This is a genomic window from Actinomycetospora corticicola (assembly GCF_013409505.1).
In the GTDB taxonomy this organism is placed as follows: Bacteria; Actinomycetota; Actinomycetes; order Mycobacteriales; family Pseudonocardiaceae; genus Actinomycetospora; species Actinomycetospora corticicola.
Window position 1 is genome coordinate 1,703,284 of sequence record NZ_JACCBN010000001.1, and the last position, 21,204, is coordinate 1,724,487.

Annotated in this window: 18 protein-coding genes; 12 read left to right on the forward strand and 6 right to left on the reverse strand. The window is 73.4% G+C overall.

Annotated features, from left to right (window positions below):
* Position 1: 1 nt before the first annotated feature.
* Together BJ983_RS08120 and BJ983_RS08125 are read left to right on the forward strand one after the other, a co-directional pair.
* The gene (locus BJ983_RS08120) at positions 2-937 is read left to right on the forward strand and encodes an MBL fold metallo-hydrolase (RefSeq protein WP_179793351.1); all 936 of its coding nucleotides are present in this window, start codon (positions 2-4) and stop codon (positions 935-937) included.
* Positions 934-2,172, forward strand: coding sequence for an MFS transporter (locus tag BJ983_RS08125; protein WP_179793352.1), 1,239 nt, complete (start codon positions 934-936; stop codon positions 2,170-2,172). Before BJ983_RS08120 ends, BJ983_RS08125 begins: the two co-directional genes overlap by 4 nt.
* Before the next feature lie 264 nt (positions 2,173-2,436).
* On the opposite strand, the gene BJ983_RS30135 is transcribed toward BJ983_RS08125, so the two are convergent.
* From BJ983_RS30135 to BJ983_RS08140, 3 genes are read right to left on the reverse strand one after another with little or no spacing between them, the layout of a single operon-like run.
* Positions 2,437-2,856 (reverse strand): excalibur calcium-binding domain-containing protein, encoded by a 420-nt coding sequence (locus tag BJ983_RS30135; protein ID WP_218890164.1) that lies wholly within the window; start codon positions 2,854-2,856, stop codon positions 2,437-2,439.
* A gap of 11 nt (positions 2,857-2,867) precedes the next feature.
* The gene (locus BJ983_RS08135; RefSeq protein WP_179793353.1) at positions 2,868-3,518 is read right to left on the reverse strand and encodes a class F sortase; all 651 of its coding nucleotides are present in this window, start codon (positions 3,516-3,518) and stop codon (positions 2,868-2,870) included.
* Positions 3,519-3,577: 59 nt separating this feature from the next.
* Positions 3,578-4,285, reverse strand: a complete 708-nt coding sequence (locus tag BJ983_RS08140; protein WP_179793354.1) for an ICP22 family protein — start codon at positions 4,283-4,285, stop codon at positions 3,578-3,580.
* Positions 4,286-4,630: 345 nt separating this feature from the next.
* Here BJ983_RS08140 and BJ983_RS08145 point away from each other — a divergent pair, with 345 nt between their 5' ends.
* From BJ983_RS08145 to eccB, 5 genes are all read left to right on the forward strand, one after another.
* The gene (locus BJ983_RS08145) at positions 4,631-6,091 is read left to right on the forward strand and encodes an ATP-binding protein (protein WP_425484742.1); all 1,461 of its coding nucleotides are present in this window, start codon (positions 4,631-4,633) and stop codon (positions 6,089-6,091) included.
* Positions 6,081-8,066, forward strand: a complete 1,986-nt coding sequence (locus BJ983_RS08150) for a vWA domain-containing protein (protein WP_179793355.1) — start codon at positions 6,081-6,083, stop codon at positions 8,064-8,066. Before BJ983_RS08145 ends, BJ983_RS08150 begins: the two co-directional genes overlap by 11 nt.
* A 284-nt stretch (positions 8,067-8,350) precedes the next feature.
* Positions 8,351-9,601 carry a cysteine--1-D-myo-inosityl 2-amino-2-deoxy-alpha-D-glucopyranoside ligase gene (mshC, locus tag BJ983_RS08155; protein WP_179793356.1) on the forward strand — a complete coding sequence of 417 codons (1,251 nt, stop codon included), beginning with the start codon at positions 8,351-8,353 and terminating at the stop codon, positions 9,599-9,601.
* A 24-nt stretch (positions 9,602-9,625) separates the two neighbouring features.
* Positions 9,626-9,982 (forward strand): DUF2237 family protein, encoded by a 357-nt coding sequence (locus BJ983_RS08160; RefSeq protein WP_179793357.1) that lies wholly within the window; start codon positions 9,626-9,628, stop codon positions 9,980-9,982.
* Between the two features lie 3 nt (positions 9,983-9,985).
* Positions 9,986-11,416: a type VII secretion protein EccB gene (gene eccB / locus BJ983_RS08165; RefSeq protein WP_179793358.1), complete on the forward strand. Its 1,431-nt coding sequence runs from the start codon at positions 9,986-9,988 to the stop codon at positions 11,414-11,416.
* An 85-nt stretch (positions 11,417-11,501) separates the two neighbouring features.
* Here the strand turns inward: eccB and BJ983_RS08170 are convergent, their stop codons facing one another.
* On the reverse strand, positions 11,502-12,359 hold the full coding sequence (locus BJ983_RS08170; protein WP_246325983.1) for a PAC2 family protein: 858 nt from the start codon (positions 12,357-12,359) through the stop codon (positions 11,502-11,504).
* 127 nt (positions 12,360-12,486) lie between these two features.
* Here BJ983_RS08170 and metH point away from each other — a divergent pair, with 127 nt between their 5' ends.
* The 4 genes from metH to hisG all read left to right on the forward strand — a co-directional run bounded on the left by metH (position 12,487) and on the right by hisG (position 18,117).
* The gene (gene metH / locus BJ983_RS08175) at positions 12,487-16,032 is read left to right on the forward strand and encodes a methionine synthase (RefSeq protein ID WP_179793360.1); all 3,546 of its coding nucleotides are present in this window, start codon (positions 12,487-12,489) and stop codon (positions 16,030-16,032) included.
* On the forward strand, positions 16,025-16,696 hold the full coding sequence (locus BJ983_RS08180; protein WP_179793361.1) for an HAD family hydrolase: 672 nt from the start codon (positions 16,025-16,027) through the stop codon (positions 16,694-16,696). The genes metH and BJ983_RS08180 overlap by 8 nt, the downstream gene beginning before the upstream one ends.
* Positions 16,697-16,799: 103 nt before the next feature.
* The gene (locus tag BJ983_RS08185; RefSeq protein ID WP_179793362.1) at positions 16,800-17,081 is read left to right on the forward strand and encodes a phosphoribosyl-ATP diphosphatase; all 282 of its coding nucleotides are present in this window, start codon (positions 16,800-16,802) and stop codon (positions 17,079-17,081) included.
* Between the two features lie 52 nt (positions 17,082-17,133).
* A complete protein-coding gene (hisG, locus tag BJ983_RS08190) occupies positions 17,134-18,117 on the forward strand; it encodes an ATP phosphoribosyltransferase (protein WP_179793363.1) in 984 nt (327 codons plus the stop codon).
* A gap of 6 nt (positions 18,118-18,123) precedes the next feature.
* Here hisG and BJ983_RS08195 read toward each other — a convergent pair whose 3' ends face one another.
* Together BJ983_RS08195 and BJ983_RS08200 are read right to left on the reverse strand one after the other, a co-directional pair.
* Entirely contained in the window at positions 18,124-18,954 is an 831-nt protein-coding gene (locus tag BJ983_RS08195) for a thioesterase family protein (protein ID WP_179793364.1), read from the reverse strand.
* On the reverse strand, positions 18,951-19,826 hold the full coding sequence (locus tag BJ983_RS08200) for a RecB family exonuclease (protein ID WP_179793365.1): 876 nt from the start codon (positions 19,824-19,826) through the stop codon (positions 18,951-18,953). The genes BJ983_RS08195 and BJ983_RS08200 overlap by 4 nt, the downstream gene beginning before the upstream one ends.
* Positions 19,827-19,999: 173 nt before the next feature.
* Between BJ983_RS08200 and BJ983_RS08205 the strand changes: the two genes are divergently transcribed.
* Entirely contained in the window at positions 20,000-20,929 is a 930-nt protein-coding gene (locus BJ983_RS08205) for a DUF559 domain-containing protein (protein WP_179793366.1), read from the forward strand.
* Positions 20,930-21,204 lie beyond the last annotated feature (275 nt).

A 21,204-nucleotide genomic window follows, 5' to 3' on the forward strand; every position in this document is an offset into this window, starting at 1 on the left:
CGTGACCGCCCCGGACTTCCGCCACCGGCTGAGCTCGGAGCCGCTCGGCCCGTGGGGGGCGCTGCGGCTGTGGTGGACCTACCCGGACGACGCCGACGCGCGGCGGGACGCGGCCCGCATCCCGGTGACGCCAGGGGCGGAGCTGCCCGACCCGGCGTCGGGACGGCTCGGCGTGACCTGGCTGGGGCACGCGTCCGCGCTGCTCTGGGTCGACGGGGTGACGGTGCTCGTCGACCCGGTCCTCTCGCCGGGCATCCCGGGGGCGGCGAAGCGCCTGACCCCGCCCGGTCGGACGGTCGCGGAGCTGCCGCGGATCGACGCGGTGCTGATCAGCCACGACCACTACGACCACCTCGACGTCCGCACCCTCGGCGCCCTCCCGCGGTCGACGCGCATCCTCGCGGGGCTGAACTCCGCCGCCTTCTTCCGGGCCCGCGGGTTCACCGACGTCGTCGAGCTGGACTGGTGGGAGTCGGTCGGCGTCGCGGGGCTCTCCGGCGAGGTGCGGATCGAGTTCGTCCCGGCCCGGCACTGGTCGCGGCGCACGGTGACCGACTACTGCCACCGGCTCTGGGGCGGCTGGGTGGTCACCGCGCCCGACGGCCGCGCGGTCCACCACGCCGGCGACAGCGCGGCCGGGCCGCACGTCGCCCGGATCGCCGCCCGGCACCGCCGGATCGAGATCGCGGCGCTGCCGGTCGGTGCCTACGCGCCGCGGGAGCTGCTGCGCACGGTGCACATGGATCCCGCCGAGGCGGTGAAGGTGGCCGAGACGTTGGGCGTGCGCCGGGTGGTCCCGGTCCACTGGGGCACCTTCGTGCTCTCCGGCGAGCCGGTGCTCGAGCCGATCGAGGCGACCCGCCGGGCCTGGGCCCGCGCCGGCCGTGACCGGGACGACCTCTGGGACCTCCCGATCGGCGGGTCCCGCACGCTGTGAGACTGCTCGTCTGGGGCACGGCGGTCCTCGCGTACGTCTGCTCGGTGACCGGCCGCTCCGCGCTCGCCGCGACCGGACCCGTCGCGGCGGCCCGGTTCGACGTCTCCGCGGGCGTGCTGTCCCTGCTCGCCGTGCTCTCGCTCGCCGTCTACGCCGTGCTGCAGATCCCCGCCGGGATGCTCGTCGACCGCTTCGGCCCGCGCCGCCTCATCGCGGGCGGCGCCGTGCTCGTGGCCGTCGGGCAGGTGCTGCTGGCGGTGGCGCCGTCGTTCCCGGTCGCGGTGGTCGGGCGGGTGCTCGCGGGCGCCGGCGACGCCGTCATGTTCGTCAGCGTCCTGCGGCTCGTCCCGACGTGGTTCGCACCACGACGCGTCCCGGTCGTCAACCAGCTCTCCGGCATCCTCGGCCAGTTCGGGCAGGCGGTGTCGGCCATCCCGCTCGCCGGTCTGGTGGTCTCCTCGGGCTGGACCGCCGCGTACCTCGTCGCGGCCGGCGCCACGGGGCTGGTCGCGGTCGCCGCGGCGCTGGTCGTCCGGCCCGGCCCGCTCGGGGTGGTGGCGGCGACCGAGCACGGCCGCATGCGCGAGGTCGTCGCGAGCCCGGGCGCCCGGCTCGGCTTCTGGTGCCACTTCGCCTCGCCGTTCTCGGCGAACGTATTCGGCCTGCTCTGGGGCTTCCCCTTCCTGACGGCGGGGGAGGGCGTCCCGGTCGGTCCGGCACGGCTGCTGACCAGCGGCGTCGTGCTGGTGACCATCCTCTTCGGCCCGCTGTTCGGGCTGCTCTCCGGCCGGTTCCCGCACCGCCGCGTCACGCTGATCACCGCGTCGGTGCTGGGGCAGGCGGTGGCCTGGTGCGTGGTGCTCGCCTGGCCGGGGACGGTGCCGCTGTGGCTGCTCGTGGTGCTGGTGGTGATCGTCGCGAGCGGGGGATCGGCCTCGCTCGTGGCCTTCGACGTCGCCCGGTCCGCGGTGCCCCCGGGGTCCATCGGCCGCGCGTCGGGGATGACGAACGTGGGCGGGTTCGTGTCCTCACTGCTCGTCGTGGCGCTGGTCGGCGTCCTGCTCGACCTGCAGGGTGCGGGCTCCCCGGACGCGTGGGACGCCGACGTCTTCCGCGTCGCCATGGCCGTGCACGTCCCGGTCCTGCTGATCGGGCTGGCCGGCATGTGGTTCTCCCGCCGTGCGCTCACCGTTCCCGACGACGGGTCGCGGCTGCCGGTGGCTGCCTCGCGCTGAGGCGCTCCGGGCGCCCGTGTCGTTCGGTGTCGCCGGTCGTCCTGGCTCATGTCAGCGGTGGCACACGGCGCGCACCGGACGTCAGCCGCGCGCCACGCTCGCCGGAGCCGCCTGACCATGATCACGTCGAGTGGACGCACATGGCTGTTCCGAAGATCGACATCAGCCATGACGGTCCACTCGACGTGATCATGCTCGGGCGAGACGTCACCCATCGGGCTCCGGCTGCCCCGGGAGCCCGATGCGTGACGTCTCAGCAGGCCGTCAGGCCCGTGCGCGGACCCGGCGCGCGCCGACCATCCCGGCCGCCGCGGCGAGGAGCCCGCCACCGAGCCACCAGGCCGCGCCGTTCTCGGTGCTGCCGTCGCCGGTCTCCGCCCCGCCCTCCGGCACGACCGTCACCTGGTCCGGCCGGGTGTAGTCGGACGTGGAGACCGACTCGTCCTGCCCGGTGTCGCCCGAATCGACCGCACCGTCGGAGCCGTCCCGCTCGCAGGCGACGCCGTCCTTGTCCCGGTCGAGGGCCGGCCGGTACCCGGGCGCACCGAGAGGAATGTTGAAGACGCCGATGGCGGCCGCCTCCTTGCAGCTCGAGAACGTCTGGGCGGAGGCCGAGCCCGCGAGCCCGACCGGGGCCAGCACGAGGACCGCCGACACGGCGACGGCGGATGCGAGGCGCTTCATGGGTGTCTCCTTCATGAGGTGGGTGACCAGCCGTCGTAGGCGGCGAAGACGATCACGTTGTCGTCGTAGCGGTGGGCGCTGCGGTCGAGGGCCCCGCCGCAGGTGATGAGCCGGAGCTGGGCGTCGCGGGTGTCGCCGTAGACCGCCGTCGTCGGGAAGGCGTCCTTGTCGGACTGGACGACGGTGGTGACGGTGAAGAACGCCGTCCGCCCGTCCCGCCGGGCGACGGCGATCCGGTCGCCCTCCTCGACGTCGTCGAGGTCGGCGAACACGCCCGCGCGTCCGTCGCCGTTGACGTGCCCGACGACCACGGCCGGCCCGAGCTCGCCCGGCGTGGGACCGAGCCGGTACCAGCCGGCCTGCTCGGGGGTGTGGACCGAGGGCACCTCGATCCGCTTCTGCGCGTCGACGCCCACGGGCTGGAGCGTCGAGCACGCGTCGATCGATCCGACCGTCACGGAGACGGGGTCGGACGTCGGCAGGGGAGTGCGGTCGAGGTGGACCGGTGCCCCGACCGGCGCGCACCGCGGCGGTGCCGGCGGCACGGACACCAGCGCCGCGAGGGCGAGGAGCAGGGCCGCCACCACGGCGAGGACGAGCGTGGCTCGGGGCGGAGGAGTGCGCGCGAGGTCGTCGACCAGCCGTGTACTGACGATCGTCATGAGGTCTCCCGGGGCGGGCGGGAGGCCGCCCCGTGTTCCGGGGCGACCTCCCACGGCGATCAGAGGCGGGACGTCGCGCGGCGGATCCACACGGCCAGACCCCCCAGGAGCGCCAGCACCGCGCCGCCTCCGAGCGTCATGCCGACCGCATCCCCGGTGCTGCCGTCACCGGTCTCCGCCCCACCGTCGGGAACGACGCTGACCTGGGCCTTCTTGTCGATCTCGTCGACCCGGCCGTCGCCGTCGTCGTCGATGCCGTCGACCTTCTCGGGTTCGCCGTCGCCGTCCTCGTCGCTGTAGCCGGACCCGGGATTCAGCGCGCCCGAGCAGTCCTGCTGAGCCGGAAGCGAGGACCGACCGGCAGAGAAGGATTCGGGCGACGACGGAATGCCGCCGCCGGCCTCGCCGGTGTCGGCATCCGGGTCGTCGGCGTCTCCGGTCCCGTCGCCGTCTGCGTCGCCGGTCTCGTCGTCACCCCCGTTGCCGTCCTCAGCGCCGTCCTCAGCGCCGTCGTCGGCGCCCTCGTCGGAGTCCTCGTCGGAGCTACCTGTGTCGCCTCCGTCCTCGCTCCCGGTGTCGTCGCCTCCGCCACCGACCTCCTCTCCCGTGTCCTCGTCGATCGGCTTCGCGCCGCCGTCACTGTCGGTCTCGCAATTGGCAGCCTGATAGGCCAACGCCGGCGCGGCGCTGAACGTCGACGCCGAACTCACCCCCGGCATCACCATCAGCGCAACCACGGCTCCAGCAGCCATCATGGTCTTCTTCATCTCGAGCCCCCCGACTCGGTCGAAACCGACGAACCGGCCAGTTCGTCGGAGGTGCGGGAGTCAACTCGTGTGGGTGTCGAGAGTCGGGGACATCCACCGTCGGCACGCCGCACCCGATCGGGCGGACCCGGAACTGGGAAAGTGGACTCGCCAACACCAAGATCACGTCGACTGGACCGCCAGAGCTGATGTCGATCTTCGGAACAGCCATGGGCGTCCACCGGACGTGATCATGGTCCGGCGGCCGGACCACCTCGCGCGCGCCGACCCGCCGTCGGGACGAGCCAGGAGGGTGGGACCCGCTGAGCCAGGCAGAGGAGCGGATGCCGTCGTAGCGTGGTGGAGGTGAGCACCCCGCGCCCGAACCAGGCCACCGGCCCGTCCACCCCGGCGCCGAACACCCAGCCGGAGGGCCTCCCCACCACCCTGGGTGAGCTCCGCGCGAGCGACCACCCCGCCAAGACCGCGCGCAGCGTCCGTGACGAGCTGCGCGACAACCTCCTGACCGCCCTGCGGGCCGGCGAGAACCCGTGGCCCGGGATCGTCGGCTTCGAGCGGACCGTGCTGCCGCAGTTCGAGCGCGCGATCATCGCCGGCCACGACGTCGTCCTGCTCGGCGAGCGCGGTCAGGGCAAGACCCGGCTGCTGCGCAGCCTCGTGGCCCTGCTCGACGAGTGGACGCCCGTCATCGCCGGCTCCGAGCTCGGCGAGCACCCGGAGCAGCCGATCATGCCCGCGAGCATCCGGCGGGCGACGCTCGAGGGCGACTCGCTGGCGGTCGGCTGGCGGCACCGCTCGGAGCGCTACGCCGAGAAGCTCGCGACCCCCGACACCAGCGTCGCCGACCTCATCGGCGACGTCGACCCGGTCAAGGTCGCCGAGGGCCGCTCCCTGGGCGACCCGGAGACCATCCACTACGGCCTCGTCCCGCGCGCGCACCGCGGCATCGTCACCATCAACGAGCTGCCCGACCTCGCCGAGCGCATCCAGGTCGCGCTGCTCAACGTCATGGAGGAGCGCGACATCCAGGTGCGCGGCTACACGCTGCGCCTGCCCCTGGACATCCTCCTGGTCGCGAGCGCGAACCCCGAGGACTACACCAACCGCGGGCGGATCATCACCCCGCTGAAGGACCGCTTCGGCGCAGAGGTCCGCACCCACTACCCGCTGGAGGTCGCGGGCGAGGTCGCGCTGATCCGGCAGGAGGCGGACGTCGTCTCCGAGGTGCCCGACCACCTGCTCGAGGTCATCGCCCGCTTCACCCGCAACCTGCGCGGTGCCAGCGCCATCGACCAGCGCTCCGGCGTCTCGGCCCGGTTCTCCGTGGCCGCCGCCGAGACCGTGGCCGCGGCGGCCCTGCGCCGGGCCGCGGTGACGGGGGAGGACGTCCCGGTCGCACGCCCGGTCGACCTCGAGGCCGTGCCGCCGGTCCTGCGCGGCAAGCTCGAGTTCGAGTCCGGGGAGGAGGGTCGCGAGGAGGAGCTGCTGACCCACCTGCTGCGGCGGGCGGTCGCCGAGACCGCGCGCAAGCGGCTCGCCGGCGTGGACCTCGGTCCGCTCGCCGACGCCGTCGCCGAGGGCCGCCGCGTGGTGACGGGGGAGCGGGTCCCGGCCCGCGAGGTCGTCGCGACGCTGCCGTCGATCCCCGTCGTCCGGACCGTCGCCGACCGGCTCGGTGCGGGCGACACCGAGGCGCCCGGCCCGCTGGCCTCCGCCGTCGAGCTGGCCCTCGAGCACCTCTACCTCACCCGCAAGCTGGCCAAGGACGACCACGAGGACGACGGGACGGTCACCTATGGCGGCTGAGAATCTTCCCGACGGCGGGTCGGGGCGGAAGCCGCCGCCCGGCCGCTACTCCTACGGCCGGTTCTACGACGGGCCCGACCCGCTCGCCCCGCCGTTCGACATCCGCGAGGCGATGGACGCGCTCGGCCGTGACGTCATGGAGGGCACCAGCCCACGCCAGGCGATGCGCGAGCTGATGCGACGTGGCCTGCGCGACCAGCAGGGGCTCGACGATCTGCAGCGTCGCCTCAACGAGCAGCGCCGCCGGCTGCAGCGGGAGAACCGGCTCGACGGCACGCTGCAGGAGATCCGGGAGCTGCTGAACCAGGCGCTCGAGGCGGAGCGGAACTCGCTGCAGGCGGAGGACTCCGACGACGCGCGGTTCCGGGAGATGAGCCTGGACGCGCTGCCGGACTCGACGGCGGGCGCGGTCAACGAGCTGGAGAACTACGACTGGCGCAACGCCGAGGCGCGCCAGGCCTACCAGCGGATCCAGGACCTCATGGGCCGGGAGGCGCTCGACCAGCGCTTCCAGGGCATGAAGCAGGCGATGGAGAACGCGACGCCCGAGGACGTCGAGCGGGTGCAGGAGATGCTCTCCGACCTCAACGACCTGCTCGAGGCCCACGGTCGCGGCGAGGACACCACCGAGCAGTTCTCCGAGTTCATGGGCAAGCACGGGGAGTACTTCCCCGAGAACCCGAGCAACACCGAGGAGCTGATCGACGCGCTCGCGCAACGCTCCGCGGCGGCGCAGCGGATGATGAACTCGCTGTCCGCCGAGCAGCGCGCCGAGCTCGAGGGCCTCATGCAGTCCGCGTTCGGCGACCCCCGGCTGGCCGAGCAGCTCTCGCGACTGGACTCGCAGCTGCAGGCCATGCGCCCGGGGGAGGACTGGGACGGGCAGGGCCGGTTCCGGGGCGAGAACCCGATGGGCATGGGCGAGGGCGCGCGGGCGATGGAGCAGCTCGCGCAGCTGGACTCGCTCTCCGAGCAGCTCTCGCAGAGCTACCCGGGCGCCCGCATGGAGGACATCGACCTGGAGGCGCTCGAGGCGTCGCTCGGTCGGCAGGCCCGGGTGGACGCGCAGCGGCTCGCCGAACTCGAGCGTGAGCTGGAGAACCAGGGCGTGTTCGAGCGCGGCCCGGACGGCGCGCTGACGTTGTCGCCGAAGGCGCTGCGCCAGCTCGGCCAGTCGGCGCTGCGGGACGTCGTCGGGTCGCTGTCGACGCGGCGCGGCGAGCGGGAGACCCAGCGGTCCGGGGCGGCGGGAGAGGCGAGCGGGGCGACCCGTCCGTGGGCCTTCGGCGACACCGAACGGTGGGACACCTCGCGCACGCTGCTCAACGCCGAGCTGCGCAAGGCCGGCGGGGACGACCGCGCCCTCGACGTCACCGACGTCGAGATCGTGGAGACCGAGCAGCGGACACGGGCGGCGGTGGCGCTGTGCGTGGACACGTCGTGGTCGATGGTGGCCGACGGCCGGTGGGTGCCGATGAAGCGCACCGCGCTGGCCCTGCACCACCTCGTCTCGACGCGCTTCCGCGGCGACGCGCTGCAGATCATCACCTTCGGGCGGCACGCGCAGGCGGTCGACCTGGGGCAGCTCACGGGGCTGGAGGGGGTCTGGGAGCAGGGCACGAACCTGCACCACGCCCTGCTCCTCGCGGGCCGGCACCTGCGACGGCACTCCGACGCGGCGCCGGTGGTGCTCGTGGTGACCGACGGCGAGCCGACGGCGCACCTCGAGCCGGACGGGCACGCGGTCTTCGACTACCCGCCGACCCCGGAGACGCTGCGGGCGACCCTCAACGAGGTGGACGTGATCGCCCGCCTCAAGGCCGCCCTGACCGTGTTCATGCTCGGCGACGACCCGCGGCTCGAGGCGTTCGTCGACCTGGTCGCCCGGCGCAGCGGTGGCCGGGTGATCGCGCCCGACCTGGACGGGCTGGGGGCGGCCGTGGTGAGTGACTACCTCCACAGCCGGCGACGGTGAGGAGCGGAGACAAACGATCTCCCGGTGGCTCACGGTCACCGTTGTGCCACAGATAACCGGTTGCGTGATCGGGTGCACCCGAACGGGCCTAGCGCGTCGGTTACTCTGGGATACGGCAGGAGTCGAACCCCCCCGCGACTCCCGCCATCCCCGGTCGGGTCCCGGTTCCGCGAGGACAGGCCCGTCGTGCTCGCCCGCGACGGACCTGCGACGGGACCCGGCCGGGACCCACGCGGGTCACGTCCGGCCCCGGTGGGAGCGTGCGCTGGCATAAGGTCGCCCCCATGCAATCGTGGTCTGGAGTCGACGTCCCCCAGGTGCCCGGCACCCCGCCCCCGTTGCGGTTGTTCGACACCTCCACCGGCGAGATCCGACCCACCTCGCCGGCCGCGTCCGGGGCCCGGATGTACGTCTGCGGCATCACCCCGTACGACGCGACGCACCTCGGGCACGCCGCGACCTACCTCGCCTTCGACCTGGTCAACCGGTGCTGGCGCGACGCCGGGTACGACGTGCACTACGTCCAGAACGTCACCGACATCGACGACCCCCTCCTCGAGCGGGCGGAGCGCGACTCCGACGACTGGGTCGTGCTCGGGATGCGCGAGACGGCGCTGTTCCGCGAGGACATGGAGTCGCTGCGCGTGCTCCCCCCGCGGCACTACATCGGCGCGGTCGAGGCGATGGACGAGATCACCGAGCTGGTCGGCAAGCTGCTCGCCTCCGGCGCCGCCTACCGCGCCGACGACCCCGAGCACCCCGACGTCTACTTCGACCACACCACGACGGCGGACTTCGGCTACGTCTCGCGCTACTCGACGGCGGAGATGGAGCGGATCTTCCCGGAGCGCGGCGGCGACCCCGACCGGCGCGGCAAGCGCCACCCGCTCGACGCCCTGCTCTGGCGCACCGCTCGCGAGGGTGAGCCGTCCTGGTCCTCCGACCTCGGCGACGGCCGGCCGGGCTGGCACGTCGAGTGCACCGCGATCGCGATGAACCGCCTCGGCGACGCCTTCGACGTCCAGGGCGGCGGGTCCGACCTCGCCTTCCCGCACCACGAGTTCGGGTCCGCGCACGGCGAGGCCCTCACCGGGATCCATCCCATGGCCCGGCACTACTGCCACGCCGGGATGATCGGGCTCGACGGCGAGAAGATGTCGAAGTCGAAGGGCAACCTCGTCTTCGTCTCCCGCCTGCGCGCCGACCGGGTCGACCCCATGGCCGTGCGCCTCGCGCTGCTCTCGGGCCACTGGCGCACCGACCGCTCCTGGACCGCGGAGCTCCTCACCGGCGGGCAGGCACGCCTGCACCGGTGGCGCGAGGCGGTCTCGCTGGACGCGACGCCCGACCCGACGGAGACCGTCGAGAAGGTGCGCGGTCACCTCGCCGACGACCTCGACAGCCCCGGGGCGCTCGCCGCGGTCGACGCGTGGGCCGACGAGGCCCTGCGTCGTCCCGGCTCGGGCACCGTTCCCGACGGCGGGTCCCGGGCGGCGGGTGCGATCGACGCGCTGCTGGGCATCACCCTGCGCTGACGTATCCGCGAGGAGGAACCCACGATGGCCCGCAACGTGCTCGGTGGCGAGCTCGCCGACTGCAGCCACGACCCCGTCACCGGCTTCTACCGGGACGGCTGCTGCGAGACCGGCCCCGACGACGCCGGGGTGCACACGGTCTGCGCTCGGGTCACCGCCGAGTTCCTGGAGTTCTCGGCGGCCCGGGGCAACGACCTCACCCGGTCCGACGCGAACTTCCCCGGCCTCACGCCCGGCGATCGCTGGTGCCTGTGCGCGGGCCGGTGGAAGGAGGCCCTCGACGGCGGGGTCGCCCCGCCGGTCGTGCTCGAGGCCACCCACGCCCGGACGCTGGAGTGGGTGGACCTCGACGACCTGCGCGCGCACGCGATCACCGAGTAGCGCGTGTCCCGCCCCGCGCCCCCCGCGACCGCCGCGCAGGCCCGTGCGCGGCGCGGGGCGGTGCGGCGGCTGGACCAGGCCCTCGTCGAGCGGGACCCGCACGCGGACCGGGATCCGGAGCACTCCCGCCGTCGTGCGGTGGTGGTCGGAGCCGTGCTCGCAGTCCTGGGGCTGGCCGCGGCGGCCGTGGTCGGCCTGGCCCGCGGGGACACCGACTGGCGCGCCGCGACCATCGTGCGCGGCGTGCCCAGCGGCGCGCTCTACGTGGTGGCGCGCGAGCCCTCGCCCCGCCTGGTGCCCACCACCGACCTCAGCTCGGCGCGCCTGCTCGCCGCCGACGTCGATCCCCGGCGGGCCGACCCGGCCGCGCGACTCGCCCCCGCCGATCCCACCCCCGTCCGGGACGACGCCCTGGCCGGGGTCGAGCGCACCGGGACGGTGGGCCTGGCCGGCGCACCCGCGGTGCTGCCGGACACCGCGACCCCCGCGGCGCCCGACGTCTGGGCGGTCTGCGACGTGCCCGCGGGCGCGGGCGTGCGGGCGATCGTGCTCGGCGGCGAACCCGCGCTCGGCCGGACCCTGACGGCGGGGGAGTCGTTGCTGCTGCGCGGCGACGACGGGCGGACGTGGTTGGTCGGCGACGGCCGGCGGGCGGCGGTCGACCCCGCGGCCGGGGCCGTGGTGCGCGGCCTGGGCATCGCCGGGATCCCCGCCCGCCCCGCCGGGAGCGCCCTGCTCGGCTCGCTGCCGGAGGGCGCGCCGCTGGTGCCGCCGGGCATTCCCGGGGCGGGCCTCGCCCCGACCGACCCGACCACGCGCGCCCTCGGCCTCCCCGTCGGGGCGGTCGCCCGGGTCGGTGGGGCCACGCCCGGGGTCGGCCGGTTCCTGGTCGTGCTCGACGGCGGGGTGCAGGAGGTGCCCGACGTCGTCGCCGAGCTCATCCGCTTCGCGTCCCCGGGCGCCGATCCCCGGGTCGCCGAACTCCCCGCCGCCCTGGTAGACCGCCTGCCGCGGCGCGTGGGCGTCGACCTCGGCGCCTACCCCCGCACCTTCCCGCGCGTCCTCGGCGTGGAGGACGCGCCGGTGGCCTGCGCCGCGCCGACGGTCGGAGGCGCCACCACCGTCGCGGTGGCCGGGACCCTGCCCGCGCCGGTGCCGCCGACCCCGCTCGGCGAGCCCGGCGCTACGGGGCCGGTCACGGCGGTGCGGGTGGCCGGGGCCGGCGCGTACGTGGTGCCGGTCGGGCCGGGGGAGCCGTTCGACCCCGACCGCGGCGTGGTCGTCGACCAGGTCGGCCGGGTCTTCCCGGTGGCGGGTCGCTCCGCGGCCGCCGCGCTCGGGCTGGGCGACCCCCGCCCGGCTCCCCGCAGCGTGGTCGGCCTGCTGCCGCGGGGCCCGGTCCTGTCCGCCGAGGCGGCGCGGACCCTCCGCTGAGCGCAGGCAGTGCGTCGCTGCCTGCGTCCGGTGCCAGGGAACCCGGCACCGTCGGGACCCGGACCCACGACCCGTCGTCGGGAAGCTACCGCTCCCAGGGACCGCCGAGGCTCGGGCCACCGGCGACGTCGTCCGGACCGCCCGGGTCGCGCCGGCGCAGGTAGCGCTCGAAGTCGGCCGCGATCTCGTCGCCCGACGCCTCCTGGAGGTCGGACTCGGCGTCGCCGGCCTCCTCGAGGGCCTTGACGTACTCGCGGACCTCGTCGTCCTCGTCGGCCATCTCCGAGACCGTGCGCTCCCACTTCTCGGCCTGCTCGGGCAGCGCCCCGAGCGGGACCTCGACGTCGAGGACCTCCTCGACGCGCTGCAGCAGCGCGATCGTCGCCTTCGGGGCGGGCGGCTGCGAGACGTAGTGCGGCACCGCGGCCCAGAAGGAGATGGCGGGGATGCCCGCCTGGACGCAGGCGTCGTTGAGGACCCCGGTGATGCCGGTCGGACCCTGGTAGCGGGAGCTGGACAGGCCGTAGCGGGCCGCCGACTCCTTGTCGAACGACGAGCCGGTCACGGGAACCGGGCGGGTGTGCGGGGTGTCGGCCAGGAGGGCCCCGAGCGTGATCACCGTGGTGACGCCGAGCTCCTCGGCCTTGGCCACGATCTCGCCCACGAAGGACCGCCAGCGCATGTTGGGCTCGATGCCGCGCACGAGCACGAGATCGCGCTCCGAACCGGGCGGGCGGCAGAGCGTGAACCGCGTGGTGGGCCAGTCGATCGCCCGGCTGATCCCGTCGACCAACCGCACGGTCGGGCGCGAGACCTGGAAATCGTAGTAGTCCTCGGGGTCGATCGCACCCAGTTCCGTGGCATCCCAGTTCAGCGTGAGGTGCTCCACGGCCGTGCTGGCGGCGTCCCCGGCGTCGTTCCATCCCTCGAACGCACACAGCATGACCGGGTCGTTCAGCTCGCGAGCAGGGATTCCGGCGTCGTCGGAGGCGGACACCGGGCCAGTTTACGGGTCGTGACGAGGCTCGCAGGGCAGACGGTTGACCCGCTCGTCACGTTACGATCGTGTGATGACTACCCCGAGTGAGTCACCTTTCCTGACAGCCCTGCACTCCCGCGTACTCATCGGTGACGGCGCGATGGGAACGGCCCTGCAGGACCAGGATCTGACCCTCGAGGACTTCCAGGATCTCGAGGGCTGCAACGAGATTCTGAACGTGTCCCGCCCGGACGCCGTCAAGCAGGTCCACCTCGGCCACCTCGACGCCGGCGCCGACGTCATCGAGTCCAACACCTTCGGGACCAACTGGCCGAACCTCAACGAGTACGACATCCCCGAGCGGATCTACGAGCTGTCGCTGGCCGGCACGAAGATCGCCCGGGAGGCGGCCGACGAGTTCGCGACCGCCGACCGCCCGCGCTTCGTCTTCGGCTCCAACGGCCCCGGCACCAAGCTGCCGACCCTCGGCCACGCCCCGTACGCGAAGCTGCGCGACGCCTACGTCGAGTCGGTCCTCGGCCAGCTCGAGGGCGGCGCCGACGCGATCCTCGTCGAGACCTGCCAGGACCTCCTGCAGTCCAAGGCCGCGATCCTCGGCGCCTACCGCGCGATGGAGCAGTACGGCCGCCGCGTCCCCGTCATCTGCCACGTCACCGTCGAGCTCACCGGCACCATGCTGGTCGGCTCCGAGATCACGGCGGCCCTGACGGCGCTCGAGCCGCTCGGCATCGACGGCATCGGCCTGAACTGCGCCACCGGCCCGGCCGAGATGAGCGAGCACCTCCGGGCGCTCTCCCGGCAGTCCCGCATCCCGGTCACGGTCATGCCGAACGCCGGCCTGCCCGAGCTCGGCCCGAACGGCCCCGAGTACCCGCTGCAGCCCCAGGAGCTCGCGGACTACTGCGCCTCGTTCATCACCGACTACGGCCTGCAGCTCGTCGGCGGCTGCTGCGGCACCACGAACGAGCACGTCCGGGCGCTCGCGGAGACCTGCCGCGACCTCACGCCGACGCCCCGCGACCCGAAGCCCGAGCCGGGCATCTCCTCGATGTACCACTCGGTGCCGTTCCGCCAGGACGCCGGCCTGCTGATGATCGGCGAGCGCTCGAACGCGAACGGCTCGAAGGCGTTCCGCGAGGCGATGGTCGCCGAGGACTACGAGAAGTGCGTGGACATCGCCAAGGCGCAGACCCGTGAGGGCGCGCACTGGATGGACCTCTGCATCGACTACGTCGGCCGCGACGGCACGGCGGACATGGACCGGCTCGCCCACGACGTCTCGACCGCCTCGACGCTCCCCGTCGTGCTCGACTCCACCGAGCCCGAGGTGCTGGAGGCCGGCCTGGAGCAGCTCGGCGGCCGCTCCGCGGTCAACTCGGTGAACTACGAGGACGGCGACGGCCCCGACTCGCGGTTCATGAAGATCATGAAGATCGCGAAGGAGCACGGCGCCGCGATCGTCGGTCTCTGCATCGACGAGGAGGGCCAGGCCCGTACCGCGGAGTGGAAGACCCGGATCGCGTTCCGCCTCATCGAGGACCTGAACACCAACTGGGGCATCCGCACCGAGGACATCATCATCGACTGCCTCACCTTCCCGATCTCCACCGGTCAGGAGGAGGTCCGCAAGGACGGCATCGAGACGATCAACGCCATCAAGCAGCTCAAGGAGCGCTACCCCGAGGTCCAGACCACGCTCGGGCTGTCGAACATCTCGTTCGGTCTGAACCCGGCCGCCCGTCAGGTGCTGAACTCGGTGTTCCTCTCCGAATGCGTGGACGCGGGCCTCGACACCGCCATCGTGAACTCGGCGAAGATCCTCCCGATGTCGCAGATCCAGGAGGACCAGCGCCAGGCCGCGCTGGACCTGGTCTACGACCGGCGGACCGAGGACCACGACCCGCTGCAGCACTTCATGAACCTCTTCGAGGGCGTGTCGGCGCAGTCGTCGAAGGACCAGCGCGCCGAGGAGCTCGCGGCCATGCCGCTGTTCGAGCGCCTCGCCCAGCGGATCGTCGACGGGAACCGAAACGGTCTCGAGGAGGACCTGAACGCGGGCATGGAGGAGAAGGACCCGCTCGAGATCATCAACACCGACCTGCTCGGTGGCATGAAGGTCGTCGGCGAGCTCTTCGGTGCCGGCAAGATGCAGCTGCCCTTCGTGCTCGCCTCGGCCGAGGTGATGAAGGCGGCCGTGGCCCACCTCGAGCCGCACATGGAGGCGACCGAGAACTCCGGCAAGGGCAAGATCCTGCTGGCGACGGTCAAGGGCGACGTCCACGACATCGGCAAGAACCTCGTCGACATCATCCTGTCGAACAACGGCTACGACGTCGTGAACATCGGCATCAAGCAGCCGATCAACGCGATCCTCGAGGCGGCCGAGGAGAACAAGGTCGACGCCATCGGGATGTCCGGGCTGCTGGTCAAGTCGACCGTGGTCATGAAGGACAACCTCAAGGAGATGAACGACCGGGGGATCGCCGAGAAGTACCCGGTGCTGCTCGGCGGTGCCGCGCTCACCCGCTCCTACGTCGAGAACGACCTCGGCGAGCTCTACCAGGGCGACGTCCGCTACGCCAAGGACGCCTTCGAGGGCCTGCGGCTCATGGACTCCGTCATGACCGGCGAGGGCCCCTCGGAGGACGAGAAGGCCAAGGCCGCCGAGCGCAAGGAGCGCCGCGAGCGGTCCGAGCGGATCAAGGCCAAGCGCGACGCGGAGCGGGAGGAGTCCGAGGACGTCGACCCGGACGCGATCTCCGACGTCGCCCGCCGCATCGAGGTCCCGCAGCCGCCGTTCTGGGGCACCCGCGTCGTGCGCGGCGTCCGGCTCGCCGACTACGCCGCCCTGCTCGACGAGCGCGCGACGTTCTTCGGACAGTGGGGGCTGCGCGGCTCCAAGGGCGGGGACGGCCCCTCCTACGAGGAGCTCGTCGAGACCGAGGGCCGGCCGCGCATGCGCTACTGGCTCGACCGGCTCCAGTCCGAGGGCATCCTCGCCCACGCCGCGATCGTCGCCGGGTACTTCCCGGTGATCTCCGAGGGCCAGGACGTCGTCGTGCTCGACGAGGCCAAGCCCGAGGCCAAGGAGCTCCACCGCTTCTCGTTCCCGCGGCAGAAGCGCGACCGTCGCCTGTGCCTGGCCGACTTCTTCCGCACCCGGGAGGAGGCGACCGAGCTCGGCAGCGTCGACGTCATGCCGATGAACCTCGTGACGATGGGGCAGCCGATCGCGGACTTCGCCAACGAGCTGTTCGCGGCGAACTCCTACCGCGACTACCTCGAGGTCCACGGCCTCGGCGTGCAGCTCACCGAGGCGATGGCCGAGTTCTGGCACCGCCGCGTCCGCGAGGAGCTGACCTTCGCCGACGGGTCGACGATGGCCGACCAGGACCCGGCCGACGTGAACGAGTACTTCAAGCTCGGCTACCGCGGCGCCCGCTACTCCCTGGGCTACGGGGCCTGCCCGAACGTCGAGGACCGGGCCAAGATCGTGGAGCTGCTCGACCCGAGCCGCATCGGGGTCGAGCTCTCGGAGGAGGACCAGCTCCACCCCGAGCAGTCCACCGATGCGCTGGTGGTCCACCACCCGGAGGCCAAGTACTTCAATGCCTGATCTGGCTGCCGTCCTGTGGGACATGGACGGCACGCTGGTCGACTCCGAGGGTCTGTGGTCGATCACGATGACGGAGCTCGCCGCCCACCTGGGCGGCGAGCTCTCCCTCGCGACCCGTGAGGAGCTGACCGGCTCGAGCCTGCGCCGCACCTCGGCCACGGTGCTGCGCGAGGTCGGTCTTCCCGACGACGGGGCCTCGGTCGAGAAGGCCGGTCGGTGGCTGCTCGACCGCACCCACGAGGTGTTCGCCGAGGGCCTGCCGTGGCGGCCGGGGGCACGGGACGCCTTGGCGGCGGTGCGGGCGGCCGGCGTCGCCACGGCCCTGGTGACGAGCACCTACCGCGAGCTCACCGAGGTCGCGCTGGACCAGATCGGCCGCGAGTGGTTCGACGTCACCGTCTGCGGCGACGAGGTCACGGCCACCAAGCCCGATCCGGCGCCCTACCGGCGGGCCTGCCAGCTGCTGGGCGTCGATCCCGACGCGTGCGTGGCCGTCGAGGACTCGCCGACCGGTGCGGCCTCGGCGGAGGCGGCCGGCGCGTGGGTACTCGTCGTGCCCGCGGGCCCGCCGGTGCCGGCCGGTGGGCGCCGGAGCTTCCGGGAGTCGCTGGAGGGCCTCACCGTGAGCGACATGCGGCTGCTCCGATCGGCGAGCGTGCCCTGACCCCTTCGGTCGATCGTTCGGCCGCGGAGCGATACACGTCCGCCGATCGGATTCGGCCGTTCGGAGCAGTACCACCCGTCCATGCACATGAGGAGCCCGGAAGATGCAAGCATCGGCGAACGTGAAGACGTTCGACGGGCTCTTCGAGGAGCTCAGCACCAAGGCCCGTGACCGTCCCGAGGGCTCGGGCACCGTCGCCGCACTCGACGCCGGAGTCCACGCCCAGGGCAAGAAGGTGCTGGAGGAGGCCGGCGAGGTCTGGCTGGCCGCCGAGCACGAGACCGACGACAAGCTCGCCGAGGAGATCTCCCAGCTGCTCTACCGGACGCAGGTGATCATGCTCGGTCGGGGCCTGACGCTCGACGACGTGTACAAGTACCTCTGAACCATCGAACTCGGGTACCGCGCCCCGCGCGTGGTGCCGCCAGGAGAGAGCCATGCTCCGCGTCGCCGTCCCGAACAAGGGGTCCCTCGCCGAGGAGGCGTCGCGCATGCTGCGCGACGCCGGGTACCGGCAGCGGTCGGACAGCCGTGACCTGTCCCTGCACGACCGCAACAACGGGGTGCAGTTCTTCTACCTGCGCCCCAAGGACATCGCGACCTACGTCTCCGAGGGCCAGCTCCACCTGGGGATCACCGGGCACGACCTGACCGAGGAGTCGTCGGCCTCGGTCAACGAGGTGCTCAAGCTCGGGTTCGGCAACTCGGCGTTCCGCTACGCCGCGCCGATCGCCAAGGGCTGGACCGTGCAGGACCTCGCGGGCAAGCGGATCGCCACGTCCTTCCCGCGGCTGGTGCGCGCGAACCTCGCCCAGCAGCGGATCTCGGCCAAGGACGTCATCCGGCTCGACGGGGCCGTCGAGGTGTCGATCGAGCTCGAGGTCGCCGACGCCATCGCCGACGTCGTCTCGACCGGCCGCACGCTCGCGCAGCACGGTCTCGAGCCGATCGGCGACCCGATCCTCGAGTCCGAGGCCGTCATCGTCGACCGCAACGCCAAGTTCGACCAGCAGCCGGACTCCGTGGACATCACTAAGGCCAAGTACCGGTTCATCGAGCGGCTGCGGGGCGTCGTCTTCGCCCGGCAGTACGTGATGCTCGACTACGACTGCCCCCAGGTCGTCCAGGACGAGGCGGTCCAGATCACGCCCGGCGTGCAGTCGCCGACCGTCGCCCCGCTCTCGCTGGACGGGTGGGTGGCCGTGCGGTCGATGGTGCGCCGCAGCCGGGTCAACGACGTGATGGACGAGCTCGCCGACCTCGGCTGCACCGGCATCGTGACCTCCTCGCTGCAGTCCTGCCGCGCCGTCCTGCCCGGACACGGCGGCGTCAGCTCGATGCCGGGCGCCACCCCGCCCCCGGCCGAGTCGCCCTCGTCGTCCGACCCCGCCGTCGCGCGGATGGGCGTCGCGGGCCGCTGAGCGCCCTCAGCGGGGCCGGACGGTCAGCGCCTGGGCGGCGCGGCCGACCGGCCCCAGCTCGTCGTGGAGCACCGAGTAGGCCGTGCCGGTGCCCTCGGGGCCGATCACGCTGTCGGCGTCCAGCCCGGTCCACTCCCCGGTGGGCGCGCGGTGGAGGTGCAGCGTGAGGTCGGTGTTCACGAACAACCAGTTCCGCAGGTCGAGTCGGCTCGCGGCACCGTTCGTCGAGTCGGCCACCGCGGCGAGTCGCTGGGCCGGCGACGGCTCCTCGCCCTCGACGACCTGGCCGCGCAGCCGCCCCCACGCCTGCCCGGGCCCCCTGACCTCCAGGCCACCGGTGATCCAGCGCCAGTCCACCGAGGTCAGGTAGCCCGGCAGCCAGCCGTCGGGGATGTCGCGGGAGGTCCCGGCGTCGGGACCGGGCAGGGCGGGCATCGCGGTGCCCGGCACCGTGACGACGTCCCCGGTGTCGCCGACGCCGTGGAACCAGCCGTGCGCGCGGGCGACCGCCCGCGCCGGGCCGCCGGCCGGGTCGGCCGCGGCGAGCTCCGCCGTGACGAGCTCGATCGTGCGTCCGGGGCGGGTGACCTCCGCGCGCACCTCGAGCTCGCCGACCGGGACCTTGCCGAGCACCTCCACGGTGACCCGGGCGAGCCGCACGTCGTCCCGGCCCGAGCGCCGCTCCAGGGCCCGGATCAGCAGCGCGCTCGGCGGGCCCATGTGCTGGGCGTCGGCGAACCACGGGCCGGCCGTGGACGCGGACGCCGAGACCCGCGTGCCGTCCGGGCGGTCGTCGTCGAGGAGACGGAAGTAGGGCTCGGGGACGGGGGCGGTCATGGGGGAGCGGTCTCCACGGTCTCGTCGGGGCGCACGTCGCGGCTCTCACCGGGCCAGCCGGGGTAGTCCGGCGGCGTCCCGCCGAACGCTGGGCAGACTGCCTGGTGGGAGCACCAGCTGCACGCCCGACCCGGGTTCGGCCGGAAGTCGCCGGTGGGCGCCGCGCGCAGGATCGCGGCCCACAGCGCGACCACCGTCCGCTCGAAGCGCTCCAGCTCGGGCACGGTCGGCGCGTGGGTGAGGCTCTGCCCGTCGGCGAGGTACATCAGCCGCAGCTGGCGGGGCAGCACACCGCGGGCCCGCAGCAGGACGAGCGCATAGAACTTCAGCTGGAACAGCGCCCGTGCCTCGAACACCTCACGGGGCGCCGCCCCCGTCTTGTAGTCGACGATCCGCACGTCGCCCTCCGGGGAGACGTCGAGCCGGTCGACGTAGCCGCGCAGCCCGACCCCGGACGCGAGCTCGGTCTCCAGGTACACCTCGCACGCCTCGGGCCGCAGCCGCCGGGGGTCCTCCATCGCGAAGTACGCGTCGACGAGGGCGGCCGCCGCGGCCGGGTCGCCGAGCAGGGCCCGGTCGTCGCCGTCCAGCTCCGCCACGACCTCCGCCAGCAGCGCGTGCGCCCGCGCCGGGCGGCGCAGCGGTGGGTCGAGCCCGAAGAGCCGCTCCAGCACCGCGTGCACCACGATCCCGCGCAGCTGGGCGGGGCTGCGCCGCTCCGGCAACCGGTCGACCGCGCGGAACCGGTAGAGCAGCGGACACTGCTTGAAGTCCCCGGCCCGGGAGGGCGACAAGGCGGGCCGGCGCCGCGGCCGGTCCTCCGGCGACGTCCGCGGGGCGGGGACGGTGGGGGAGGTCGTCGTCTCGATCATGTCCCGCACGGTAGGGCCGACCCCCGACAGTCTCGCTCCGCCTCCGGCGCGCTCCCACGTCGTGATCGCGGCTTCGTGAGCGACACGCGCAGGCCCTGCCGCGACACGCTCACGAGGTCCATGCGCCCGAAGCCGGACGGATCCGGGCGGCCCCGGGCTGCGTCGGAACGGGTGTGAGCGTCGAGACGAGAGATCGGGTCGTCCGGGCACGGTTCCGGGACCAGGACGGGCTGCTGAGCACAGCGCAGGCGAAGGAGGCCGGCTTCACGCGCGCCCAGATCGCGGCGCGGGTGAAGAAGGGGGAGTGGCAGAAGGACCTGCACGGTGTCCTACGCGCCGCCGACCACACCGTCACACCCCGCTCCCGAGTGCGCGCGGTCGCGCTGTCCGTCGGCGACGTCGGGACGGTCGTCGGGTGCGCAGCGGCCTTCTGGTGGCGGCTGACCGACGTCTGCCCCGCCGTCGTCGAGGTGGCGGTCCCGCACGGCACGCGACTGCGGCCGCGCACAGGGGTCCGGTACGTGCACCGGGCGGTGCCCGACGGCGAACGCGTGGTGGTCGACGGGGTGGCCGTGACGAAGAAGCCCGCCACCGTGCTGGCCGCCGTCGTCTCCCTGGGGTCGTCCCTCGGTGCGCGCCTCATGGACCAGGCGCTCCAGGCGGGCGTCGACCTCGAGGCGATGTGGCGGGCCCATCGGCTCGGGGCGGGCCGGCACGGAGCGGCCCTCGCGTTCACGCTGCTCGTCCTCGCCGGCGGGGGAGCGCGGTCCGAGGCCGAACGTCGGGCGCACCGCAGCCTGCGGGCGGCCGGGATCCGAGGGTGGACCGCCGACCACGAGGTCCGGCTCCGTGCCTACGGCCGGGCGGTCCTCGACCTCGCGTTCGCCGACCAGCTGGTGGTGGTGGAGATCGACGGATGGGCCTACCACCGGGATCTGCGCGCCTTCCTCCGGGACGCGCGTCGGCAGAACGCGCTGATGGTCGAGGGCTGGATCGTGATCCGGACGAACTGGTTCGACCTGCGGGACGACCCCGAGGGGTTCGTCCGCACCGTCCAGGAGGTGCTCGCGACCCGCGGCGGGGCGGAGATCAGGACTTCGTGAGCGCGTCGCATCAGGGCTTGCGCGCGTCGCGCACGAAATCGCGATCATGGTCCGGCGAGGGGGCGACCGGGGGCCAGGGGCCGCCCGCCTAGGGTGGTCCGTCGTGCACCCCGCCGACGTGACCGCCGATCAGCCCGACGACGGGCCGGTGCACGACGAGCCGGCGCTCGCCGACGACACGACGGGCGACGACACGGTCGCCGACACCACGGCCGACGACGCCGCCCTCCCCGCACCGCACGACGACGCGCCCGGGGCGACCGGCCCCGCCGTCG